Here is a 21,595-nt window from a genome sequence, read left to right on the forward strand (position 1 = left end):
AAAATCATGACAACGAATTCACAGGCGTAAATCTCCCAGTTTAACCGTTTACATTTGCCCTTTTACACAACAAAAAGGGCATGAGCAAAATTGGGTGCACAAAAGAACGAGAATTGATTTCCCGTTTTTTCCCCTCAATCACTCATGCCTGATCGGATCAGTAACACGTTATAAGGATAAACTGATTTTATGAAATTTTATTGGTTAATCGGTACAGATGAAGCGTCAGATAAACCGCTTCCGCCTCATGAACTGGTTTCTTTAATGTTTGCTGCAAGATTTTAATCAATTTCCAAGCTGTATTGTAGCATAGCGGATATTCATTTTTCAATAACAACATTAATTTTTCTGGTTCTTTAGTCGGTTCTTCTTTTTTAATTCTTTCTATTGTAAATCTGATATGGCGGATCAGCCGCAAATAGTTGACACTTTCTTTGTTCACTTTCATTTGAAATGAGTCTTCAATCACCTCGACAAGCTGCGCCATCAGCTGCGAGTGCTGATTGACTTCGGACAACGGACGGTTTGTCAGGGCCGAATGAATATGAAGGGCGATAAAACCGATCTCCCCTTCCGGAAGGAAGATTCCCGCTTTTTCATTGATCATATCTATGACTTCTTTGGCTATTTGGTATTCTTCAGGGTATAGTGATTGAGTCTCCATTAAAAATGGATTTTTCATATCAAAGCCCTGCTGCTGTCTTTTGATCGCAAATGCGATATGGTCAGTCAGCGCAATGTGAATATGTTCATTTAATGAGTGGTTCGTCCTATTGCTAATGTGATAAATGACATCGTTTGAAATATCAACAAGCTTTTCATCAACATAGTCAAGGAGCTTTTTAAACTGTTTTTGTTCCTTTTCGTCTTTTAAAATGAACATTTTCTCGTAGCCTTTATCTTCAATGACGTCATCTTGTTTTTTTCCGAAACCAATCCCTTTTCCGATTAAAACGACTTCACTGTATTTATGATGAGAAGCAATTAATACGTTATTATTCAGTACCTTTTTCACTGTAAAGGACCCATTCACGATCCTCAGCTCCTTTGTCATTCAATACCTCATATCGTACATAACGAACGGAATGCACGTCAAACATTTTTTCAGCGCTTTCACTAAACAGTCGATCTTTCGATGAGGCGGTAATCGAGAACTTTCTTTTCAATCGGCTGTCCCTGAATTCTTTTTTCCAGCATCGCAAACGCCTGCTTTCCCATTTCCTTTGTTTGAATGTCGATCGTTGTGATACCAAGCGATTGGCTGATTTCATGGTTATCAACGCTTAAAATGGCAAGCTCATCTGGCACCAATACCCGCCGCGCCTTTGCTTCAAGTAAAAGCCCTGCTGAAACTTGATCATTGGCGACAAAAATAGCCGTCGGCTTCTCCTTCCAATTTTTCCATTTATGAAAGAGCGCCTTCCCATCATTGATTGAAATCGCTTTCTCGATCACCCAATCTTCATGAAATGCCTCTCCGATCTCTTCCAATGCTTCTCTATAGGCTTTGATTCGAAAATGGCTGTTCATGCCCTTCTTTCTTGCCAAACAGATGGCTATTTTTTTATGGCCTTTGGCCATTAAATAGTCCAATCCGTACCTGAATGCTTGTTCGTGAGGGATGCTGATGGTTGAAAAACGGCCGATATCTGAATTCTGGCAAAGCAATATCGGGCCCTTCCAATCCATGAGCCTCTCATCAGCAAGCGCTTTCGAACAAAAAATCAAGCCGTCAACTTGGCGCTCTTTTAACTGGGTCAGCGCAAAAATTTCTTTCTGAATATCGTAGTTGGTTTGGAATAAGGAGAGGTGAATCCCGGATCCCTCGGCTGCATCAGCTATGCCTCCAATCAGCTCTGCAAAATAAGGCAAATTAATTGTCGGCAAGACAACGCCAATCATGTTTGAATATCCTTTCGATAAATGCACGGCATGGATATTTCTCGTGTACGCCAACGCTTCCATTGCCTCAAACACCCTATTTCTTTTATCTTCGCTGACGTAAGGATGGTTGTTGATGACTCGGGAAACCGTTGTAATGGAGACACCGGCTTTTTCTGCAATGTCTTTAATATTGGCCATAGATTCCCTTCTTTCTAAAACCCCTTGATCTGGAATGCGTTTCATACAATATGATATGAACATACCAGACATATTTTATGTTTTTAGCTGAAAGGAGAAGGATTACATGGGTTTCTTCATTTTAATTGGATTATGTTTAACTGTTCTCGGCGGCAGCTATCTCGCTGTAAAACCGCTCAACCAAAATCATGAAATCGAACCATTTCGAACATTTGATGATTTTTTTATTTAATGCAGATAAAAAAGGACGATGTCGAGAACAAAGTCCTTTTTTATTCCTGTTATGGCAGTATGATCAATTCCTTCGGAAATTGGGTCAGAGCAACCGCTCCGTTTTTTGTCACATGAACGTCATCCTCTATGCGCACGCCGCCGATCTCAGGCACATAAATCCCTGGTTCGATCGTGTAGACCATGCCTTCCTGCAGCAGTGTATCGTTGGCTTGGCTCATTGATGGGTACTCATGGACAGAAATCCCGAGTCCGTGTCCCAGCCGGTGAGGAAAATAATCACCGTATCCCGCCTTTTCAATGATACCGCGGGCAGTTAAATCCAGATCTCCGATTCTGACTCCGGGTTTGCTTGCCTCAATCGCGGCTTTTTCCGCTTGAAGCACCGTTTCATAAATCTCTTCTTGCTTCGAATTGATGCTCTTGTATGCAAATGTTCTTGTAATATCAGAGCAGTACCCGTCAAGAATAACCCCGAGATCAAATAAAACAAAATCACCTTTCTTCAATGTGGCTGTGCCCGGATTTCCGTGAGGCTGGCCTGATTTTTCCCCGAATAAAACCATTGTGGAGAAAGACATGCCCTGAATCCCTTTTTTCTTCAACTCATACTCGATTTGAGCGAGCACTTCCACTTCACTAATGCCTTCACGTAAAGCGGCTGTGCCGACTTCAACACCGAAATCAGCAAGCTTTGCCGCCTCTTGCAGCAAACGAATTTCCTTGTCGTCTTTAATGAGCCGAAATTGATTGAGAGTTTCTTCGGCTGAAACAAACTGAGCCCCGCCGACAGAGTGCTTCAGCTGTTCTCCACGTGACAGTGAGATCGAGTCCTTTTCTACCGCAAGTGTATGTATGCCGATATGTCGCTTTTTCAAGGCTTTCTCTATCAGCTCCCACGGATTTTCGTGATCCGCATAGCCAATGATTTCATGATTCCATCCTGCGTTGCGGGCCTGGTCTGCTTCCATTCCGGGACAAACAAAGAAAGGCTCTTCTTCTTGAAAAATAAATAAGCCCATTAATCTTTCATGCGGCTCTGTGTAAAAGCCGGTTAAGTAAAAAACATTTTCTTTCGTATGAATAAATGCGGCAGTATGCCCTGCTTCCTTCAGCCATGAAGAGACGCGTTGTATTCTATTCACTTTTTGTTCCTCCCTGCCGTTTCAATACATCGTTCTATCTTTTCATTGTAACAGGTTTTACAGGTGTTTGCCTTTTGCGGCGCTTCATTTTCAGATCCATTTTATTTCCTCTCTCCCATCCTGTATACTGACATTAGAGTTCAAACGCAGGGAGTTGTTCCGTTTTGCTGATGAATTTTTTTAGGCGAAAAGCAGTTATGCTCTTAACGGTTTTGGGAATTTCCGCTCCTTTTATTGGCATGAAGATGGTTGGTTTTTACTATTACAGCTCGATCATAGGCTGTGCAGCGGGCTGCCTATGCTGCATCCTTGCACTCATCCTCGTTACGAAAAGACCTGAAAAAGACAAAAAAGAAGGAAAAGCTTGATACATAAAAAACCAGCAGCCCAATTGGACTGCTGATTTTATTTTAAAAGTCTTAATCCATTCAATATAACCAAGATCGTACTTCCCTCATGACCAATCACGCCAAAAGGCAATTCCATCACCTGTAAAAAGTTTGCACAAATCAGCAAGCAGATGACAGCTAGAGAAAACACGATATTTTGTTTGACAATCCTGTTCATTTTCCGTGACAAGCGGCACATGTTTACGAGCTTTTTCAAATCGTTTTGCATGAGGACCATATCGGCGGTCTCAAGAGCGACATCTGTTCCGCCGCCCATTGCAATGCCGACATCCGCCGCTTTGAGTGCCGGCGCATCATTGATTCCGTCACCGACCATTGCAATCGTTCCGAATTCTTCTTTTAACCGTTTGATTTCATTCACTTTTTGGTCAGGCAGGCATTCTGCTGCAACAGTTGTCATTCCGGCTTCCTTCGCTATCGCTTGAGCCGTGTCCTCATGATCCCCTGTCAGCATGGCCGTTTTAATCCCCAGTCGGTTCAATTCTTCCATGACCTCTTTTGCTTCTGGCCTGATTTGATCTTTCAGTGCGATACAGCCTGCTATTTGGTCATCCTTTTTCACAAATACAATCGTATAGCCGCTTTGAATAATATCAGGTGCTGTTTGTTTGATAAATTGTGCTGCCTTTTCCTCGCCGATAAAACCCGCTTTACCGATCTTCCATTTCGCGCCCGACACTTCTGCCATAACACCAAACCCTGATGTTTCTTCTATAGATATGTATCCGGACTGATTCACGCCGCGGCTTTCAGCATATGCTGTTATAGCTTGAGCGAGCGGATGGCTTGATTGCGTTTCGATGGCATAGACGGCCTCCAGAACCTCCGTTTCACTGAATCCGTCTGCGATCTTGACAGTTTCGACAGCAGGCTGCCCTTTTGTTACAGTGCCTGTTTTATCAAAGGCGATCATTTGCACAGAGCCCAGCTGCTCAAGATAGACACTTCCTTTTACAAGCATGCCGTTACGAGCGCCATTAGAAATCAAGGAAAGCGCCGCCGGCATAATAGAGGCGACAAGCGCGCAAGGTGACGCGACAACCATAAACACCATTGCGCGGTAGAAGGTTTCACTCCAGCTCCATCCAAGCGCAAAGTGCGGCACGAATAACAGGAGCCCCACTACAATCAGCACACCTTTTACATAAGCATTTTCAAATCGTTCGATGAAAGCCTGTGCGGGTGAAACACTGTTTTGGGCTGATTCAACCAGTTTGATGATTTTTCTGAACAACGAATCTTCATTTGCTTTTGTGACACGGACGGTTAAGGAGCCGTTGCGATTCACAGTCCCCGTAAATACCGCGTCACCGATGTGTTTTTCTACAGGCATTGACTCACCTGTTAATGCTGACTCGTCTAGATTTGTTGAGCCTGATTCAATGACACCGTCTGCCGCTACTCGTTCTCCGGGCTTGATCACAATCATATCACCGGCCTTCAAGTCGGAAACCGCAACTCTTTTCGTTTCGCCATTGACCATCAGTGTCGCCTCTTCTGGCTCAAGTTGCATCAAAGAAGTTAAATCTCTGCTGCTTTTATTCATCGTGTATGTTTCTAAAGCGCCGCTTAAAGAAAAAATAAATATTAAAATAGCACCCTCTGCCCAGTATCCGATTAATGCCGAACCAATGGCAGCGAAAATCATTAAAAGTTCTACATTCAGTGTTTTGGATTCGAACGTTTCTTCGATTCCTTCCTTTGCTTTAGCAAACCCGCCGATCACAAAAGCCAGCAGGTAAAGCGATACTGACAATACTTGATGTCCGGATAAGAGCCAGCCGGCCAAAATAAGAGCGCCTGATACGAGTGCTGCAATAAGCTCAGCATGCTGTGCCCAGTTTTTTTCTCTCTGTTCTGTTTTTAATGGCTCGTGCGGATCGTGTGGAGCGATAACTTGTTCATTCATATCAACTTCTCCTCTCTAATTGAGAACGCAAATCATCTTCATTTCCCTTATAAAAACAAAATTGCTGCCCAAAAGGCAGCTTTATTGTCTGATATTCCTTGATGTCTTCCTTTATTATAGCACGCCCGAAGAAAATTACAATTATAATTATTTTAATTTCTTCTTGATAATAATTATCATTAATATTTATCCAATTCTTCTTGAAACATAAAAAGCTGAGAGTTTATGCCCTCAGCTACAGAAAAATGGTTTTCGTTTTCGGATGGTGTTGAAAATCCTTGAAGTCTAGGAAAGACGAGTATTGGAGCAGACTTCCACAGGATGTGATGAAGTTAAGGCAGGACGCCTAAGCATTTAGCCGCCGTTCCTTTCATAACACGTGAGCACCAACGTGCAGGACTGACACCGAATGCGAGGGTTTGTCGACACGCTAAAGCTTAAAGACTACACGCTCAGCTTATTCTTTCGTCCATTCTTTCAGTTGTTCTGCCGTCATTGGGCCTACTTTTGTTTTTTCAATTTCGCCCTTTTCATTTAGCAAAAACGAAGTTGGGATCGTGATGATATGGTACTCCTTCATTAATTCTCCTTTTGAATCAAGAACAATCGGAAAGGTCAGCTTGTTTGCTTCAATAAAGTTTTCGACAGTTTGCTGATTTTGCTCCGCGTTCACTAAATTCACTGTTACCAGCTTCACGTTCCCAGATTGATGGGCATCATAAAACGATTGAAACTGTGGAAGCTCCTTTTTACAGGGCGGACACCATGAGGTCCAAAAATGCAGGATCGTTTTTTGCCCTTTATGCGGGATCGAGATATCCTCCCCTTCTATCGTTTTCATAAGAAAAACAGCGGGAACTGCAGGCTTTTTATCCTCAGCGGCTGCTACATCGGGAAGGCACGCAATCATCCCCAATAACATAAGGCATACAGCAAGCAAGCGCTTCGTCAACATGGAATCTTCCTTTCATGCTTTTTAATTAGCTTGCCCCTGCTTTTCTTTATCATCCTTCAATACGCGGCGTTCTGTTTCCTCCCGTAAGAAAAACAGATACACGCAGCGCTTTGCAGATCGTGGCATAGTGCAGGCTCGTCAGCAAAATCATGCCGGTGTTCATTCCCAAAATAATCCCGAGCATTTGCAAATTCTCCATTGACCCCAGCACATACATCATACTTAGCGCAACGATATGACTCCACACATTGTGATAAAAAGCTTCTTTCACAAATCCCATCCCGATTAAGCACGCCTGCAGCGGCATGACAAACAGATGAAAGAGAAAATATGGCCACAACAGCTGCAAGTAATACTGCGCCTCAGGTGAGTGAAAAAACAGATGTGTCAGAGGGCCTGCAAACTGGAACATGATCCAGACAGCCGGTATACCGTAGCCAAATGTAATGAAAATCGACTGCTTCAGCCTTTTTAATACGATGTCATATTGCGAAAGCGCATAAGCTTCCGAAATACTAGGTATCATGACAACCATTAACGAATGGGCAATGAAAGCAGGGAACGAGCCTATTGTTACAGCCACCCCGGCAAGCATTCCGTATTGATCAATTGCAGCTGTCCCGGCAACGCCAGCTGCCAAAAGCGCTCCTTTTACTAAAAAGGGTTCAATTGCGTTGACAATGGCATGAAAAATACGCAGCCCTGTTGTAGGAATGGATACAGCAAGCAGTCGTTTTCTTACATCCTTTCCGCGCAAATGAATGTGCTGCTGGCCGGATACCGCCCGCCTCGCGATGATAAATTGTGAATATAAATAAACAAGCACGACCACATCACTCACGACGAGGACAAACAAGGAAATCAGCACAGCCATATCCAATTCAAATGAGTACCATTGAAAAAAGAGGAATAGGCACAAGAGCTGGATGATTTTTTTCAGCACATTGGCGATTGCGATTTTCCCCATTTTTTGAACACCCATAAAGTAGCCCCTGGCAATTGAAGTAAAGGCGACAATAGGAATTAAGCCGATCACAATCCCTTTAATAAACGGGTGGTATGTATCAAATACCGGAATAAACGGAAGCGCAATACTGGCGGCGGCAGTAGAAAACGCTGTAAAAACGGCTGTCATTTTGAAAGCGTGCCTCAGCATGCTTTCATGAAGCTTAGGGTTTGACTCGGCAATAAATTTAGAAATCGAGATCGGCAATTCCAGGCTTGCGATAACGATAATTAAAAAGATCGTGGGCAAAATACTCATGTAAAGCCCCATCCCGTGCTCGCCAAGCTCCCGCGCCAAAATCATATTCACGACAAATTCAAGGCATTCGGCGAAAAAGGCGGCAATGGATAAAAGAATGATCCCTTTCACAAATCGATTCATGATGTCTCTCCTTGTCTCTTGTACTATCAACATCATATGAGACAAGTTCAAAAATTATTTTATTTTTACTCTTTATATAAAAAAAAGCACAGCTGAGACAAATTGTCTCTTCTATGCTTAGATGGCAAAAATGTGCCCGCCGATTTTTTCTATGATTTTTCTTGAACGAATCCAATCATCCGACGCTGTTTTTGGATTATAAAAGAATATGGCATCTGTTTCTCTATTTTGTGAGGACAGCGCTTCTTCAGCAGCAGCAATCGATTCTTTATCAGGTTTTTGCTTAATGCTTCCGTTTGCGACTGGTTCAAAGGCGTTTTTCTGATAAATAACCCCTCTAATGGTATCAGGAAACCCTTTTTGTTCCGTTCTGTTCAGCACAACGCTTGCTACAGCGACCTTGCCTTTATAGGATTCTCCCTTAGCTTCTGCGTGAATGAGACGAGACAGCAGATCTTTTTCAGACTGTGTATATGTTTCTTTCTTTTCAGTTGTTTTGGCTGGCTTGTCTTTTTCTTTCTTTTCAGTGTGTGCTGATAGCTTGATCGGCTTTATTTTTTTCTTCTCCTTATCAGCAGACAGTGAAGGGAAAGATCCGTCTGTACCTCGTTCTATATGTGAAAGCCATTTCGCTTCTTCATGTTTTATCTTCTTTGTGCTCATGAGTGAAGCATGTGTATGTTCAATTTTTGCCGCAGGCATGAAACAAAGAAGAAAAACAGCCAGAGCAGTGAATTTTGTCGTCATACAGTTTCCTCCTTAAAGTGCTCAAAAAACACTTCACCACCTTAACAAGAGATCCATTCATTTTCACGGAAAAAGATTTTCCAACTCTCCCAAGGAGGCATCAGGATGGAATATACCGGATGACAGACTGATTAATGGAAGAAAAACAGCCCGAAATTCTATAAATCTTGTCAATGCGAAACACATTTATCCATTTTTGGCGATTTACATTTTGTTTACACCTGTTACAGTTGCTTGTCATAAAAGGCCTGCATTCTGTCACATATGATAAAAAGGCTCCTCACAAATGAGAAACCTTTAGCTTCTTGGCTGTTCTAAATATTGAAAGATCACATCTCCGCCTTGTTGGGCAATACCTCGGAAATATTTAAAATCATCTTGTTTAGATAATACAGCCCTGAACTCCAAGAAATGCTCTTTCTGGACTCTCAGTTCGTTAATTGTGCCGGTGCGCAGCTGGTCAATCATTTCTATTATCTCTTCTGGACGCAATGAAATCCCCCCTTTTTTCTTTTTATTGACGAAAATCAATATATCATCTTTATCGCATCTGGACAATTCATGAGGGAGATAACACTCCTTATCACTTTACTTCTTAATGAAAATACTGCAAAATACTTTCAAAAGGCATTATTATGTTAAAAGGAGAGGAAGCTTGTGAAAATCGCTAAGGTTGGAAACGTCATTGAATTTAAAAATGGATTAACCGGTGTTGTTGAAAAAGTAAATGAGAATTCTGTTATCGTTGATGTGACGATCATGGATAACTATCGGGATCTTGAGTTAGATTCATTGACAGTTGTTAATCATAAAAATTATAAGATCATCAGAGACTCCTATAAAACCTCCTAATTTCCCACATTCATTCGCAAAAACTGCAAGACGGTCAATTAAACACCTTACATATGAAATTCGCTTTCTCAAAAGCTGCCGGCCGGCAGCTTTTTTACAACAAAAAACACCGATTATGAATCGGCGTTTTGGTGTGTTTCCGTTATTTCTATATAGAAATCGCTGACGGACCCTGCTTCGTACAGGTTGGTCAATGACGTTGAGTAATTGGTGATATCACCCCGGAAGGCAAGACTCTCGTCAGGAATCTCGACGTTGAACGTTTTTTCATACAACAGGACAGCGATATCATGATAAGTCTCACTTGTCACATTCAGGGTGAAAGCGATTTTGCGCTTCGGCTCGCTTTCCACTTTAAATGCATCCATTTCTAGCGTTACATCATTTAAACGCAATGTCTTCACTTCGTATCACTCCTTTATAAGTCCATGCATCTTAGCATACCTTAACAAACGTTTACAACGAATCTGTTCTCCAACCGTTATATTAACCATTTCTTAAAAAAAGACACCTTTACAAACATACGTTCGATAAATTATAATAAAACAGACGAGCTGCCATCCAGCATCCCGTCTTTTCATGGGAAAGCGGCGAGTGACATTCCCCCGGATTCACTCGTCTTTTTTTACATAAGTCCAGCGATGAATATGATTTTAGGGGATGGTTGGTTTAGTTAAATAATGAAAAAGTTAATATAGGAGATCTTTTGGAAAAGCAGGATCTTTCGCTCAGAGCTCTTGCTGATAAATGCGGAATAAGACATGCAGCGTTAAGCGAGCTAATAAATGGTAAGAGGCAGAATATTAATTTCGGTCATATTGAACGTATAGCAAATGCCTTAGATATTGAAGATATAAACGAGATTATAAGTTTAATCGAAGTAGAAGGAGATAATCTTGATATTTGAAGGAGAAAAACAAGAATGGCTACTCTTTAAGGAGAGGGATCTATCGATGAGAGTTTTCGAAACCAATAGTACATACGAAGCATACGCGACAATAGCAGGCAAAGGTACGCATGCAGCTCGCGGTTTAGAAAAATGGTCCACGATATCCGAGGCAATTGAAGGTATAATTCAAAAATAAAAACGCCACGACTGGCGTCTTTATTAATAATCACACTCTTTCTCCTGACACTCCGGCTTCTCTTCTGCATCGACTGATGAAACCCCTATTTCGTCATTAGTTTCATCATAAAGTCCAAAGAATTCTTTTTCCTTATTACCATTCAAATACCCTTTTACAGAAATACCGCCCATAGGATTTATTTTGTACTCTTTATAGTATGTAATTTGATTTATATCGCTGTAATTAGCTTTTATGTAACTATCCATTTTTTCTTTCGCTTGGTTAAAGAGTTCTTGTTCTGTTTCATCTTTATCATGTTGGTACTTCATGTAAATACCTCCTAATGCTATAATTACAACAAAGATTAGGATAATTATGTTTTTTTTCACAAACTCATCCTTTCTTATATTAATTTTACATCAACTTTGAGGTGTTGTACATGTCTAAAAACGTCGTTGTGCCGAAAATCAGTGATCGAGAATACTATTATATAAGCCAAATATCTTATGATTATGAAACCCTTAAAAATCATTTGAAAACCCAAAAACCCTTAAAAATAAAATCTCCTACTAGGTGGTACGTTGACCAAATAAAATCAGACGATGACACAGGGCTTGACGCGGTTGTATTAGTGCAAGCGGAACAGAAAAACGGCAAATGGGTGAAATCCAAAAACCCAGAAAATGTTGTCGTATCCTTTGCAGGAACGGATCTCACAAAAGATCCTATTAATGACGGTGTAAAAGCCGACGGCGGCAACATTGTTTTTGGAAGCGACCCCAAAAATGGAGCTCATTATATCGTTAAAAAGGACGCAAAAGACACGTCTAAAACACTCGGAAAATATAACGGAACACCTTCTCAAGACGCGATGCTTACAACCGGAGACTATAAACTCATTATGAAAACATCGCAAATCGACCAAGCAGATCAGCTCGTTAAGGAAGTTAAAAGAAAGTATAACGGAACATCGACGATTGTTTCAACAACCGGCCATTCGCTTGGAGGCTCAGAAGCTGAATACAGTGCGGTCAATAATGATATTTATGCGGTCGCGTTTAACAGCCCTTCTGTCGTCAAACTGCATACTGATAACAAGCAAAAAGAAATAAACGATGGCTTGTACGACCCTTACGTGAGGTCTATCATCAACCCGGATGATATGGTCGGAGCCGGTTACTGGAACGAATATGATCGCCACAACGGGACCACAATTTACACAAAAAATCCAGCTCTATCGCAATTCAGTCGCGAACAGAGACTTAGCGGGAGATGGAGTGACCAAATCGCTAAGAACCTCGCCTACTTTATAGGCACAGTTATTGTTCGCAATCCAGATACACACGGTTTAAATGAGGCTAATTTTATCTTTGATGAAAACGGAAATATCACAAACGTAAACGGCGATGGGCTTGTGTACGAAAAAAACTTAAACGTATTGCTGCCGGCTGGCACGATCAACGGCGGGGATGCCATTAAAGTCACTCCAAAAAGTGCGAAAAAACTCGCCGAAAAAGTTGACGCAATGGTCGAGGATCTGAGAACGATGATAAAAGAAGCGCAAAATGCTTATCAAGAGCACGATGAGAAAGTTGCCGAACTAAAAACGGAATTTTACGGTCAAGTTGGGCATGGCTTTTATGACCAGCTTAATGCGCAGGATGTAACAAATACGTTAGAGGATATAGCTCAATCTTACGATAAAGGACCAATATTTTACGACACACAGGCAGAACAATCATACATAGACTCATTGCAGGCAGCGATTACAGACCTTGAGGAGATAGGCGGCTTCTTGAATAAAATCGCCGACGACTTTGAGGAAAAAGATCAAATGCTTGCCAATTGGCTTAGATTATAGGAGTGACAAAGCAATGCCAACGTTAGATAACCTTTTAGAACATAAAGATGACCCGATGCGAAAACAGCTGCAGCGCCAAATGCTGAAATCGGGGATGACGCAAGTGGCAAATACTAAGCTGGCTACCGTTCAAAAAAATCTTAAACCAAAGTTCGAAATGAATTCGCTGCAGGAAGAATTAAACGATGTTTATTCAGCCCTTTTATACAGCTTTGAGGGAAAAGCACAAAAAGCACTCGCTCAGCGGATTAGCGAAAGTGCCTTGCTGATCGTTAACGCGGAAAACGACGGAGAAACTTTTGTTACTAGCTTTAAAACGAGATAAAAAGCTACCTTAATTATCGATGATAACCAGCAGTTTACTATAGACAAGTTCAGTCACAAAGGTGATCGAAATGAAACTAAACGCTACACCACGCCTACACGTTGTTATGAAGGCAAAAGGATGGACGCAGGCAAGACTCGCATAAGTCCCGCAAGATTCAATAAGAAGAGTCGCCACGAAGGTTGGCATATTTCCCCTATTGCGGAGGCGCTCGGCGTGGAAGTCAAGGAGCTATAAAAAAATAGAGGAAACTACGGAAGATGACGCTGAGTAAATCGGCGTCTTTTAAATAATTTTATCAAATAAAAATCCCCGTCAAAAAGACAGGGATCATGGTCATACGTTTATCTATTTTGAGTCACGGCGTGGTCACAGGAGGGCCGCCAAATTGTGACGGGGTCACATTTCCGCTTACAAATAATGCTAAATGTTCGGATTTTACTGTGACTTCACTCCGTATCACACAACGGATTCTTTAACGATTATCAATCGTCTCCGGATACAAATCATGATTCATCATACGGTACTCGGCCATCTTTTCATACTTCGTGCCCGGTTTTCCGTAGTTTGTGTACGGGTCAATTGAAATTCCGCCTCTTGGCGTGAATTTGCCCCATACTTCAATGTAGCGCGGGTCCATTAATTCGATCAAGTCGTTCATGATGATGTTCATGCAGTCTTCGTGGAAGTCACCATGGTTTCTGAAGCTGAACAAATACAGTTTTAATGATTTGCTTTCAACCATTTTTTCATCAGGAATGTAGCTGATGTAGATTGTTGCAAAGTCAGGCTGCCCTGTTTTAGGGCATAAAGATGTGAACTCTGGGCAATTGAATTTTACAAAGTAATCACGGTTTACATGTTTATTCGGAAATGATTCCAGCACGTCCGGCGCATATTCAAACAAATAATTTGTTCCTTGGTTGCCAAGCAGTGTGACACCTTCTAATTCTGAGTCTTTTCTTGTCGTCATATTTATCTTCCTTTCTATTATACGCCGCGTTTGTTGCCCCATAACAGGGTGTGCAGCTGCGGAAGCACCCTGACCAGATTCAGCTCCGCGTCAGCAGCTACCTTATCAACAAGCGCTTCATATTTTCCTAGCAAATGTGCAATCAGTGACTGATCATCTGTCGTATGCACGTCATCATTACCGACTTGTAAATAAAACGGGATTCCCGGGTAACGCTTGTGCACTGTTTTTGCAAACGCCAAATCTTCATCATTAAAAATGACTACCTTCAAGCTGACTGCGTGCTGCCTGTTATTCTCTTTAAGTGAAGTCAAAATGTGATCGAGCTTTTGAAAGTTCGTCACCATTTTTGAGCTTGGCGGTTTTGGAGAAATTGTCAGATCATCGATCAGCGTAAACCAATCTTGATAAACGGTCCCTTGGGTTTCCAGCGCTGCACGAATGTTGTTTTCCTTCAGCAGTTCGATAAAAGCATCCAGCTGCTTTAACAGGGCCGGGTTGCCGCCCGAGATCGTCACGTGGGAAAACGCGTCTCCCCCAATGTCTTTAAGCTCTGCAAAAATCTCCTCAGCCGTCATCCAGCGAATATCTTTTTTAGCAGACCCGTCCCAAGTGAAGGCGGAGTCACACCAGCTGCAGGAATAATCACAGCCGGCTGTGCGAACGAACATTGTTTTCTGTCCGATCACCATGCCTTCTCCTTGAATCGTCGGGCCGAAAATTTCTAATACAGGAATTCCTTTAGCCATTCAAACCACCCTTTTTCGGACGGTAGACACAGTAACTGGTCGGTGTTTCACGGACAAACACCTGTACACAGCTTGGCTTATTCTCCAATGTGTCTAAATAAGCCTGTACGTTGTCATAAATCGTTTTCGCCACGACTTCAGTTGTCGGCAGGGAATATCGATCGTCTTGAGAAAAATCATCATGATCATTTAAAAGCGTATGATCATAGTTTCCGTGCACCAGTTTTTTGAGCACGCTGAAATTGACAAGGAAGCCGGAGTCGTCAAGTTCGTCGCCGGCAACAGTTATATTTACGGTATACGTATGCCCGTGAACCCTGCTGCACGCTCCCGCACTTTCCCGGGGGATAAAGTGGGCAGCTGAAATGTGCATATCCTTATTCAATTCAAATGAATAAGGATGCTGGGCCTGCGGATAAATTTGAGATAACAATTTATGCACGCTCCCCTTTCATCGCCATATATTCTTCATAACCTCTTGAACGTAGGTGGCATGCCGGACATTCACCGCAGCCGTCTGCGATAATGCCGTTATAGCATGTCAGCGTGTTGTTTTTCACAAAATCAAGCGCGCCAAGCTCATCTGCAAGTTTCCATGTTTCCGCCTTATTAAGCCACATGAGAGGCGTATGAATGACAAACGGCTTCTCCATTGCCAGGTTTACCGTTACATTGCAAGATTTCACGAATTCGTCACGGCAGTCAGGATAACCGCTGAAGTCTGTCTCGCAAACTCCTGTAATAATGTGGCGCGCGCCAATTTGATATGCCAGAATAGACGCAAAGGATAAGAATACCAAATTGCGGCCCGGAACGAATGTGGATGGCAATTCGCCGTCTTTTGCTTCTATATCAATATCATTTCTTGTCAAAGCATTCGGTGCAAGCTGGTTTAAAAGGGACATATCGAGCAAATGGTTTTTCACACCCAGCTTTTCCGCAATCGATTTTGCGACTTCAACTTCTTGTGAATGACGCTGATTATAATGAAAAGTCACCGTTTCGACTTCTTTGAATTCCTGTAAAGCCCATAGTAAGCAAGTGGTACTGTCTTGACCGCCGCTGAATACGACAATTGCTTTTTCTTTTTTCATGATTCCTCTCCTTCTCCGCAATAAAACCATCGGCGAGAGACATCGCTACAGCTGATTCACACAAAAAAACACCTTGTCGGAAGGTGCTCTAGAAAAACGTAAAAAAGGCCGTATCCAAGGATACAGCTCGTCCTTAGTTTTTTATAGAGGGTGTAGCTAGAACCTCTCCCGCATATCGCACGGATTTTCTTCAATTTTTCACTTCTGCTATCTTACCATAATACTGTTTTTCCTGACAATAAAAAAGTCAGCCCTGACTTCCCGAGCAAACATTGCTCTGCAATGACGGCCCGCTTCATTAGATGTATTTACAAGCCGGGCTTCCGGGGGACCTTTTTGCAAATCAGGGCGCCTATGAACGCCAGACTCACATAACCAAACAAGGGATAAATCGTTGAAATGAGCTTTCCGTATCCTATTTGGCTCGTAATGTAAGCCGTGGTCATAATGGCTGCAAAGATATATTTGCTTTTTATCGGAAGAAAGCTTTGCACTTGTTTTTCCAATCCGTATAGATTGCCGATAACCGATGTGAACACTTCGCCGAATATAATGAGCAAATAAATCAAATGGACAGATCTTGCAAAGAGATAAACCACTTGAGCCATCGGTATATCATACAAAAAAACATCCGGCAGCATCGATAAAGACAGAAAACTCGCGGACAGCACAATCGTCAGCATCGTGCCTCCGATTAAAGCGCCTTTTTTTATCACTTTTTCCGATGACATTTCATTCGCCAGCGGAACCAAAACCGCTTGAGCAAGCGATAAATTTAAAGCGCCGTAAGAAAACGCTGATAACAGCCAATCCCAGCGGTGCGGCCATACCCACTGATCTGCGTTACGAGACTCGGTGAAAATAAAAGAGTCGGCCACCACAATCATAGAAAAGATGATTAAAAGAGGAACAACAAACACATTGACACCAAAAATGCCTTTTACCCCTCTAGTCATTACAATTAAGCTCAAACCAATTGTAATCAGCATCCCTATCTGTGGAGACATCCCCAGCTGTTCCTCAAAAAGCGCCCCTGCCCCGGAAAGCATAACAGATGTCACGCCGAGGAGAACAAACAGCATAAACACATTGATAAACCGCCCGGCAGTCGCCCCGAACAAGAATATGTTCATTTCTTGATAAGAATTGGCATTGATTCGCTTTGAAATGATCATCAGCTTGGCACCCAGAAACGTAAACATCCCGCCGCTGACGATAATACCGAATAAACCGAACCAGCCAAACTTCAAAAAAAATTCAACTATTTCTCTGCCAGTCGCAAACCCAGCTCCGACTACTGTCCCCACATACACAAAGGCAAGCTGACTTGCCGACCCTTTTGATTGTTCCATTTCTCCCCTCCGAACGAATCGCCGTTTTGTCCTCATGCGCCTTTTTATAACCTATGAGACAAGTAGCTTGAAAAGAAGGAGAAAACATGTTTTACTTTGTAAACAATCCAAAAAGATTTTGTGCAAATGACTTGAAAGTCAAAGAAGGTCAGAGTATACTATGAATCAAAGCTGGTCAAATGAACCGGCGTTTTTAAAAACCAATTGGTCAAAGTTAGTCAAATAATCAGACAGCTCTGAGCATATCGTTTTGAAATCCGATAAGTTTCCCGTATACTAATAGTCAAAGAAGGTCAAATACAAGCGGCCTTTTTATTCACATTCATTGGTCAAAGAAGATCAAATATTTAAGGAGGTTTTGGCAAATGCGTTGTCAACATTGTCATCAAAACGAGGCGACGATTCGCCTTAACATGCAAATAAATTCCGTTCATAAACAAATGGTTCTATGTGAAACTTGCTATAACAAACTGACTCGTCAACCTTCAATGAGCATGGGGCCTCACTCATTCGGTTTCCCGTTTGAACATGCATCCCAGCCGAAAGAACAAAACGCAGCAAAACAAAGTGAGAAAAAAGGGTTGCTTGATGAGCTTGCCCAAAATATTACAAACGGTGCAAAAGCCGGTCTCATCGATCCCGTCATCGGGCGTGATGAAGAAGTGGCGCGCGTGATCGAAATTTTGAACCGCCGCAACAAAAACAATCCTGTTCTCATTGGTGAGCCGGGTGTAGGGAAAACCGCCATCGCCGAAGGGCTCGCTTTAAAAATTGCTGCTGGTGATGTTCCAAACAAACTGAAAAACAAAGAACTCTACTTGCTTGATGTTGCATCCCTTGTTGCAAACACAGGGATCAGAGGCCAATTTGAAGAGAGAATGAAACAGCTGATCACTGAGCTGAAAGAACGAAAAAATGTCATTCTGTTCATTGATGAAATTCATCTTCTCGTTGGTGCAGGCTCTGCAGAAGGATCAATGGACGCAGGCAACATTCTCAAACCAGCCCTGGCCAGAGGCGAACTGCAAGTCATCGGTGCGACAACACTGAAAGAATACCGTCAAATCGAAAAAGATGCTGCGCTGGAAAGACGTTTTCAGCCTGTCATGGTACAGGAGCCTTCCATTGAACAGGCCATTCTCATTCTAGAAGGAATTAAAGACAAATACGAAGCATACCATGGCGTGACATTCAGTGATGAAGCAATCAAAGCATGTGTGACTTTATCATCCCGCTACATTCAGGACAGACATCTGCCTGATAAAGCAATTGACTTATTAGATGAAGCAGGTTCAAAAGCCAACCTGTTATTTGATGAGCTGAATGATGAGGATGCGGCCGAACGCTTAACCGCGATTGAAGCTGAAAAAACAAAAGCGCTGGAAGAGGAAAATTACGAACTGGCAGCAAAGCTCCGTGATGAGGAGATCGCATTAGAGAAAAAACTGAACAGCTCTTCCGCCCATTCCGCTGTCACTGTGGAAGCTGACCATATTCAGGATATCATTGAACAAAAAACAGGCATCCCTGTCGGCAAGCTGCAGGCGGATGAACAAACAAAAATGAAAGAGCTTGAAGCAAAACTTCATGAACGTGTAATCGGACAAGAAGCCGCTGTTCGAAAAGTGGCAAAAGCGGTAAGACGAAGCCGCGCCGGATTAAAGTCCAAAAACAGACCAGTCGGCTCCTTCCTATTTGTCGGTCCTACCGGCGTAGGGAAAACAGAGCTTTCTAAAACGCTGGCGGATGAACTTTTCGGCACAAAAGACGCTATGATCCGCCTTGATATGAGCGAGTACATGGAAAAACACGCCGTATCCAAAATCATTGGTTCACCGCCTGGATATGTCGGCCATGAGGAAGCTGGACAACTAACAGAAAAAGTGCGCCGCAATCCTTACAGCATCGTGTTGCTGGATGAGATTGAAAAAGCACACCCTGACGTTCAGCATATGTTCCTGCAAATTATGGAGGACGGCCGTCTGACAGACAGCCAAGGCAGAACCGTAAGCTTTAAAGATACTGTCATTATTATGACAAGCAACTCGGGTGCTGGTGAGAAACAAACGAAAGTCGGTTTCCAATCAGATGACAGTGTATTCGAAGAACAAACATTGATTGATTCACTCAGCATGTTCTTTAAACCTGAGTTCCTCAACCGCTTTGACAGCATTATTGAGTTCCGCTCACTGGAAAAAGAGCATTTGGTCAAAATCGTCAGCCTGCTGCTTGGAGAACTTAAAGAAACATTGGCAGAACGCGGCATCACCTTGAGTGTGACAGACGAAGCGAAAGAAAAAATCGCAGAGTTGGGCTACCACCCTTCATTCGGCGCACGTCCGCTCAGAAGAACCATCCAAGAATGGATTGAAGATGAAATGACCGATCTGCTGATTGACAATAGCGAGATCACAAGTTTTCACGTGGCTGCAGAAGATCATACAATCAAAGTGCAAGCGAAATAACAAAAAGCGGTTTCCTGTCTAGGAAGCCGCTTTTTTGCGGATTCATACTCTTGACTGATAAAATACCGTCCCTTCCCCTGAAGTGTTACTCCCCTTCATCCTATACACTTTTACTTAAGGAGGGATGATACATGTTTATATACAGTGAATATTTATTTCTATTATCCTATGAAAACCGTCTGAAGGACAGCTTGCGAGAAAGCTGCCAATCTCAATACCGCTAAACACGAGGGCTTTTCAATTTTGAAAGGCCCGTATTTGTTTATTTCTCCCTTCTATTCCTCTTCCTTGAATATTTCATGAACAAATTCACAAAGTCCCTAAAGTTCCGGGTACCGAAACCGATATTAACCATAGACAAGCTAGTAAAAAAGGATTTGGTGAAAACTATGGATAAAACTTCGTTAATTGGTGTTATTCTTGCTTTTGTGGCATTGAGCGTGGGGATGGTTCTGAAGGGCGTCAGTTTCAGCGCGCTTGCAAACCCCGCTGCCATTTTAATTATTATCGCCGGGACCATCTCGGCAGTCGTTATTGCGTTCCCTACAAAAGAAATTAAAAAAGTGCCCGCTCTGTTCCGAGTGTTATTTAAGGAAAACAAACAGCTGACAATTGAGGAGCTCATTCCTATGTTCTCAGATTGGGCCCAGCTTGCGCGCCGCGAAGGCCTACTTGCTTTAGAAGCAAGTATTGAAGATGTAGACGACGCTTTCCTGAAAAACGGACTCAGCATGGCTGTTGACGGACAAAGCGCGGAATTTATCAGAGATATTATGACAGAGGAAGTTGAAGCGATGGAGGACAGGCACCAGGCTGGAGCCGCTATTTTTACACAGGCGGGAACGTACGCACCGACACTTGGCGTACTCGGCGCTGTAATCGGCCTGATTGCCGCCCTTTCTCATATGGATAATACAGATGAGCTTGGACACGCCATCAGTGCGGCTTTCGTTGCCACCCTTCTCGGTATCTTCACGGGATATGTATTATGGCATCCTTTCGCAAATAAATTAAAACGAAAATCAAAACAAGAAGTAAAACTGCGTGAAGTCATGATCGAAGGCGTCTTATCCGTATTAGAAGGACAAGCACCGAAAGTCATCGAACAAAAGCTTTTAATGTACCTTCCTGCGAAGGACCGCTTGAAATTTGCAGAACAAGGAGAGGCGCAAAATGGCGAGAAAAAAGAAGAAGAAGCATGAGGACGAGCACGTTGATGAATCATGGCTGGTTCCTTACGCCGATATCCTAACTCTTCTCCTGGCATTATTTATTGTGCTGTACGCGAGCAGTTCGATTGACGCAGGCAAGTTTAAGATGCTTTCAAAATCATTTAATGAAGTCTTTACAGGCGGCACGGGAGTCATGGATTATTCCAGTGTCACCCCCCCTGAAAACGAGTCAGACGGAATAGATGACGTGAAAAAGGAAAAAGAAGAGAAAGAGAAAAACAAGAAAGAGCGAGAAAAAGCGGCTGATCAAGAAGAACTTAAAAGTGTGAAGAGCCAGGTAGAAAAGTTCATCAAAGATAAAAAGCTCGAACATCAGCTGGAAACAAAATTGACTAGTGAAGGTCTTCTGATTACGATTAAAGACAGTATATTCTTTGACTCTGGGAAAGCGACCATACGTAAGGAAGATGTTCGGCTTGCACAAGAGATTTCCAATCTTCTTGTGATTAACCCGCCGAGAAACATCATCATCAGCGGCCATACTGATAATATGCCAATAAAAAATTCAGAATTCCAATCAAACTGGCATTTAAGCGTCATGAGAGCGGTAAACTTTATGGGACTCCTGATAGAAAATCCTAAGCTCGACGCAAAAGTGTTCAGTGCCAAGGGCTATGGTGAGTATAAGCCGGTGGCTTCCAACAAAACAGCGGAAGGCCGAAGCAAAAACCGGCGCGTTGAAGTTCTCATCTTGCCGAGAGGCGCGGCAGAAACAAATGAACAATAAAAAAAAGGAAGCCCTGTGACATATCAGGCTTC

25 protein-coding genes and 1 riboswitch are annotated in these 21,595 nt (G+C 42.6%); of the genes, 10 read left to right on the forward strand and 15 right to left on the reverse strand.

Annotation, left to right across the window (positions count from 1 at the left end):
• Positions 1 to 187: 187 nt before the first annotated feature.
• The gene (gene glcT, locus BV11031_RS11050; protein WP_026014449.1) at positions 188 to 1,054 is read right to left on the reverse strand and encodes a glucose PTS transporter transcription antiterminator GlcT; all 867 of its coding nucleotides are present in this window, start codon (positions 1,052 to 1,054) and stop codon (positions 188 to 190) included.
• Positions 1,055 to 1,116: 62 nt separating this feature from the next.
• Positions 1,117 to 2,082 (reverse strand): LacI family DNA-binding transcriptional regulator, encoded by a 966-nt coding sequence (locus BV11031_RS11055; RefSeq protein ID WP_010328522.1) that lies wholly within the window; start codon positions 2,080 to 2,082, stop codon positions 1,117 to 1,119.
• A 106-nt stretch (positions 2,083 to 2,188) separates the two neighbouring features.
• Here BV11031_RS11055 and BV11031_RS23175 point away from each other — a divergent pair, with 106 nt between their 5' ends.
• Positions 2,189 to 2,314, forward strand: a complete 126-nt coding sequence (locus BV11031_RS23175) for a hypothetical protein (RefSeq protein WP_010328523.1) — start codon at positions 2,189 to 2,191, stop codon at positions 2,312 to 2,314.
• Between the two features lie 49 nt (positions 2,315 to 2,363).
• On the opposite strand, the gene papB is transcribed toward BV11031_RS23175, so the two are convergent.
• The gene (gene papB / locus BV11031_RS11060) at positions 2,364 to 3,458 is read right to left on the reverse strand and encodes a di/tri-peptidase (RefSeq protein ID WP_010328524.1); all 1,095 of its coding nucleotides are present in this window, start codon (positions 3,456 to 3,458) and stop codon (positions 2,364 to 2,366) included.
• 164 nt (positions 3,459 to 3,622) lie between these two features.
• Here papB and BV11031_RS11065 point away from each other — a divergent pair, with 164 nt between their 5' ends.
• Positions 3,623 to 3,826: a hypothetical protein gene (locus tag BV11031_RS11065; RefSeq protein ID WP_010328525.1), complete on the forward strand. Its 204-nt coding sequence runs from the start codon at positions 3,623 to 3,625 to the stop codon at positions 3,824 to 3,826.
• Positions 3,827 to 3,863: 37 nt separating this feature from the next.
• Here the strand turns inward: BV11031_RS11065 and pfeT are convergent, their stop codons facing one another.
• The 5 genes from pfeT to BV11031_RS11090 form a co-directional block, all read right to left on the reverse strand.
• Positions 3,864 to 5,777 carry a metal-transporting ATPase PfeT gene (gene pfeT / locus BV11031_RS11070; protein ID WP_010328526.1) on the reverse strand — a complete coding sequence of 638 codons (1,914 nt, stop codon included), beginning with the start codon at positions 5,775 to 5,777 and terminating at the stop codon, positions 3,864 to 3,866.
• Positions 5,778 to 6,234: 457 nt separating this feature from the next.
• Positions 6,235 to 6,732: an endospore biogenesis thiol-disulfide oxidoreductase StoA gene (gene stoA / locus BV11031_RS11075; protein ID WP_026014450.1), complete on the reverse strand. Its 498-nt coding sequence runs from the start codon at positions 6,730 to 6,732 to the stop codon at positions 6,235 to 6,237.
• Between the two features lie 49 nt (positions 6,733 to 6,781).
• The gene (ykvU, locus tag BV11031_RS11080; RefSeq protein ID WP_010328528.1) at positions 6,782 to 8,119 is read right to left on the reverse strand and encodes a sporulation protein YkvU; all 1,338 of its coding nucleotides are present in this window, start codon (positions 8,117 to 8,119) and stop codon (positions 6,782 to 6,784) included.
• A 117-nt stretch (positions 8,120 to 8,236) separates the two neighbouring features.
• Positions 8,237 to 8,866, reverse strand: coding sequence for a cell wall hydrolase (locus BV11031_RS11085; RefSeq protein ID WP_010328529.1), 630 nt, complete (start codon positions 8,864 to 8,866; stop codon positions 8,237 to 8,239).
• A gap of 297 nt (positions 8,867 to 9,163) precedes the next feature.
• A complete protein-coding gene (locus BV11031_RS11090; RefSeq protein ID WP_010328530.1) occupies positions 9,164 to 9,358 on the reverse strand; it encodes a hypothetical protein in 195 nt (64 codons plus the stop codon).
• A 165-nt stretch (positions 9,359 to 9,523) separates the two neighbouring features.
• Here BV11031_RS11090 and BV11031_RS11095 point away from each other — a divergent pair, with 165 nt between their 5' ends.
• Positions 9,524 to 9,718 carry a YkvS family protein gene (locus tag BV11031_RS11095; RefSeq protein WP_010328531.1) on the forward strand — a complete coding sequence of 65 codons (195 nt, stop codon included), beginning with the start codon at positions 9,524 to 9,526 and terminating at the stop codon, positions 9,716 to 9,718.
• A 113-nt stretch (positions 9,719 to 9,831) separates the two neighbouring features.
• On the opposite strand, the gene BV11031_RS11100 is transcribed toward BV11031_RS11095, so the two are convergent.
• Positions 9,832 to 10,122: a DUF3219 family protein gene (locus BV11031_RS11100; protein ID WP_010328532.1), complete on the reverse strand. Its 291-nt coding sequence runs from the start codon at positions 10,120 to 10,122 to the stop codon at positions 9,832 to 9,834.
• 302 nt (positions 10,123 to 10,424) lie between these two features.
• Here BV11031_RS11100 and BV11031_RS11105 point away from each other — a divergent pair, with 302 nt between their 5' ends.
• Positions 10,425 to 10,625: a helix-turn-helix domain-containing protein gene (locus BV11031_RS11105; RefSeq protein WP_010328533.1), complete on the forward strand. Its 201-nt coding sequence runs from the start codon at positions 10,425 to 10,427 to the stop codon at positions 10,623 to 10,625.
• Positions 10,615 to 10,803 carry a hypothetical protein gene (locus BV11031_RS11110; RefSeq protein ID WP_010328534.1) on the forward strand — a complete coding sequence of 63 codons (189 nt, stop codon included), beginning with the start codon at positions 10,615 to 10,617 and terminating at the stop codon, positions 10,801 to 10,803. The genes BV11031_RS11105 and BV11031_RS11110 overlap by 11 nt, the downstream gene beginning before the upstream one ends.
• Before the next feature lie 23 nt (positions 10,804 to 10,826).
• On the opposite strand, the gene BV11031_RS11115 is transcribed toward BV11031_RS11110, so the two are convergent.
• A complete protein-coding gene (locus tag BV11031_RS11115; protein WP_010328535.1) occupies positions 10,827 to 11,114 on the reverse strand; it encodes a DUF1433 domain-containing protein in 288 nt (95 codons plus the stop codon).
• 110 nt (positions 11,115 to 11,224) lie between these two features.
• On the opposite strand from BV11031_RS11115, the gene BV11031_RS11120 reads away from it, so the two are divergent.
• Positions 11,225 to 12,646, forward strand: a complete 1,422-nt coding sequence (locus tag BV11031_RS11120; RefSeq protein WP_010328536.1) for a lipase — start codon at positions 11,225 to 11,227, stop codon at positions 12,644 to 12,646.
• 13 nt (positions 12,647 to 12,659) lie between these two features.
• A complete protein-coding gene (locus tag BV11031_RS11125; protein ID WP_010328537.1) occupies positions 12,660 to 12,971 on the forward strand; it encodes a hypothetical protein in 312 nt (103 codons plus the stop codon).
• A gap of 475 nt (positions 12,972 to 13,446) precedes the next feature.
• Here BV11031_RS11125 and queF read toward each other — a convergent pair whose 3' ends face one another.
• The 5 genes from queF to BV11031_RS11155 form a co-directional block, all read right to left on the reverse strand.
• On the reverse strand, positions 13,447 to 13,944 hold the full coding sequence (gene queF, locus BV11031_RS11135) for a preQ(1) synthase (protein WP_010328538.1): 498 nt from the start codon (positions 13,942 to 13,944) through the stop codon (positions 13,447 to 13,449).
• Between the two features lie 17 nt (positions 13,945 to 13,961).
• On the reverse strand, positions 13,962 to 14,693 hold the full coding sequence (queE, locus tag BV11031_RS11140) for a 7-carboxy-7-deazaguanine synthase QueE (protein WP_010328539.1): 732 nt from the start codon (positions 14,691 to 14,693) through the stop codon (positions 13,962 to 13,964).
• On the reverse strand, positions 14,686 to 15,135 hold the full coding sequence (gene queD, locus BV11031_RS11145; protein WP_082246295.1) for a 6-carboxytetrahydropterin synthase QueD: 450 nt from the start codon (positions 15,133 to 15,135) through the stop codon (positions 14,686 to 14,688). The genes queE and queD overlap by 8 nt, the downstream gene beginning before the upstream one ends.
• Complete coding sequence (gene queC, locus BV11031_RS11150; protein ID WP_010328541.1) at positions 15,128 to 15,787, reverse strand: 7-cyano-7-deazaguanine synthase QueC; 660 nt, start codon at positions 15,785 to 15,787, stop codon at positions 15,128 to 15,130. Before queC ends, queD begins: the two co-directional genes overlap by 8 nt.
• 127 nt (positions 15,788 to 15,914) lie before the next feature.
• Positions 15,915 to 15,959: riboswitch (PreQ1 riboswitch) on the reverse strand.
• Positions 15,960 to 16,095: 136 nt separating this feature from the next.
• Positions 16,096 to 17,139: a YkvI family membrane protein gene (locus BV11031_RS11155; RefSeq protein WP_010328542.1), complete on the reverse strand. Its 1,044-nt coding sequence runs from the start codon at positions 17,137 to 17,139 to the stop codon at positions 16,096 to 16,098.
• Between the two features lie 365 nt (positions 17,140 to 17,504).
• Here BV11031_RS11155 and clpE point away from each other — a divergent pair, with 365 nt between their 5' ends.
• The 3 genes from clpE (at position 17,505) to motB (ending at position 21,563) form a co-directional block, all read left to right on the forward strand.
• The gene (clpE, locus tag BV11031_RS11160; RefSeq protein ID WP_010328543.1) at positions 17,505 to 19,604 is read left to right on the forward strand and encodes an ATP-dependent protease ATP-binding subunit ClpE; all 2,100 of its coding nucleotides are present in this window, start codon (positions 17,505 to 17,507) and stop codon (positions 19,602 to 19,604) included.
• A gap of 389 nt (positions 19,605 to 19,993) precedes the next feature.
• Entirely contained in the window at positions 19,994 to 20,806 is an 813-nt protein-coding gene (motA, locus tag BV11031_RS11165; RefSeq protein ID WP_010328545.1) for a flagellar motor stator protein MotA, read from the forward strand.
• Entirely contained in the window at positions 20,778 to 21,563 is a 786-nt protein-coding gene (gene motB / locus BV11031_RS11170) for a flagellar motor protein MotB (protein ID WP_041952540.1), read from the forward strand. The genes motA and motB overlap by 29 nt, the downstream gene beginning before the upstream one ends.
• Positions 21,564 to 21,595: the final 32 nt, after the last annotated feature.

The organism is Bacillus vallismortis, assembly GCF_004116955.1.
GTDB lineage: Bacteria > Bacillota > Bacilli > Bacillales > Bacillaceae > Bacillus > Bacillus vallismortis.

What these genes read in the sequence shown, in the direction of transcription:
- BV11031_RS11125 (WP_010328537.1), top strand. Translation starts at nt 12,660, where the DNA reads ATGCCAACGTTAGATAACCTTTTAGAACATAAAGATGACCCGATGCGA.
- clpE (WP_010328543.1), top strand. Translation starts at nt 17,505, where the DNA reads ATGCGTTGTCAACATTGTCATCAAAACGAGGCGACGATTCGCCTTAAC.
- motB (WP_041952540.1), top strand. Translation starts at nt 20,778, where the DNA reads ATGGCGAGAAAAAAGAAGAAGAAGCATGAGGACGAGCACGTTGATGAA.
- BV11031_RS11085 (WP_010328529.1), bottom strand. Translation starts at nt 8,866, where the DNA reads ATGACGACAAAATTCACTGCTCTGGCTGTTTTTCTTCTTTGTTTCATG.
- BV11031_RS11055 (WP_010328522.1), bottom strand. Translation starts at nt 2,082, where the DNA reads ATGGCCAATATTAAAGACATTGCAGAAAAAGCCGGTGTCTCCATTACA.
- queC (WP_010328541.1), bottom strand. Translation starts at nt 15,787, where the DNA reads ATGAAAAAAGAAAAAGCAATTGTCGTATTCAGCGGCGGTCAAGACAGT.
- pfeT (WP_010328526.1), bottom strand. Translation starts at nt 5,777, where the DNA reads ATGAATGAACAAGTTATCGCTCCACACGATCCGCACGAGCCATTAAAA.
- BV11031_RS11120 (WP_010328536.1), top strand. Translation starts at nt 11,225, where the DNA reads ATGTCTAAAAACGTCGTTGTGCCGAAAATCAGTGATCGAGAATACTAT.
- motA (WP_010328545.1), top strand. Translation starts at nt 19,994, where the DNA reads ATGGATAAAACTTCGTTAATTGGTGTTATTCTTGCTTTTGTGGCATTG.
- BV11031_RS23175 (WP_010328523.1), top strand. Translation starts at nt 2,189, where the DNA reads ATGGGTTTCTTCATTTTAATTGGATTATGTTTAACTGTTCTCGGCGGC.
- BV11031_RS11115 (WP_010328535.1), bottom strand. Translation starts at nt 11,114, where the DNA reads ATGAAGTACCAACATGATAAAGATGAAACAGAACAAGAACTCTTTAAC.
- glcT (WP_026014449.1), bottom strand. Translation starts at nt 1,054, where the DNA reads ATGACAAAGGAGCTGAGGATCGTGAATGGGTCCTTTACAGTGAAAAAG.
- queF (WP_010328538.1), bottom strand. Translation starts at nt 13,944, where the DNA reads ATGACGACAAGAAAAGACTCAGAATTAGAAGGTGTCACACTGCTTGGC.
- stoA (WP_026014450.1), bottom strand. Translation starts at nt 6,732, where the DNA reads ATGTTGACGAAGCGCTTGCTTGCTGTATGCCTTATGTTATTGGGGATG.
- BV11031_RS11155 (WP_010328542.1), bottom strand. Translation starts at nt 17,139, where the DNA reads ATGGAACAATCAAAAGGGTCGGCAAGTCAGCTTGCCTTTGTGTATGTG.
- queE (WP_010328539.1), bottom strand. Translation starts at nt 14,693, where the DNA reads ATGGCTAAAGGAATTCCTGTATTAGAAATTTTCGGCCCGACGATTCAA.
- ykvU (WP_010328528.1), bottom strand. Translation starts at nt 8,119, where the DNA reads ATGAATCGATTTGTGAAAGGGATCATTCTTTTATCCATTGCCGCCTTT.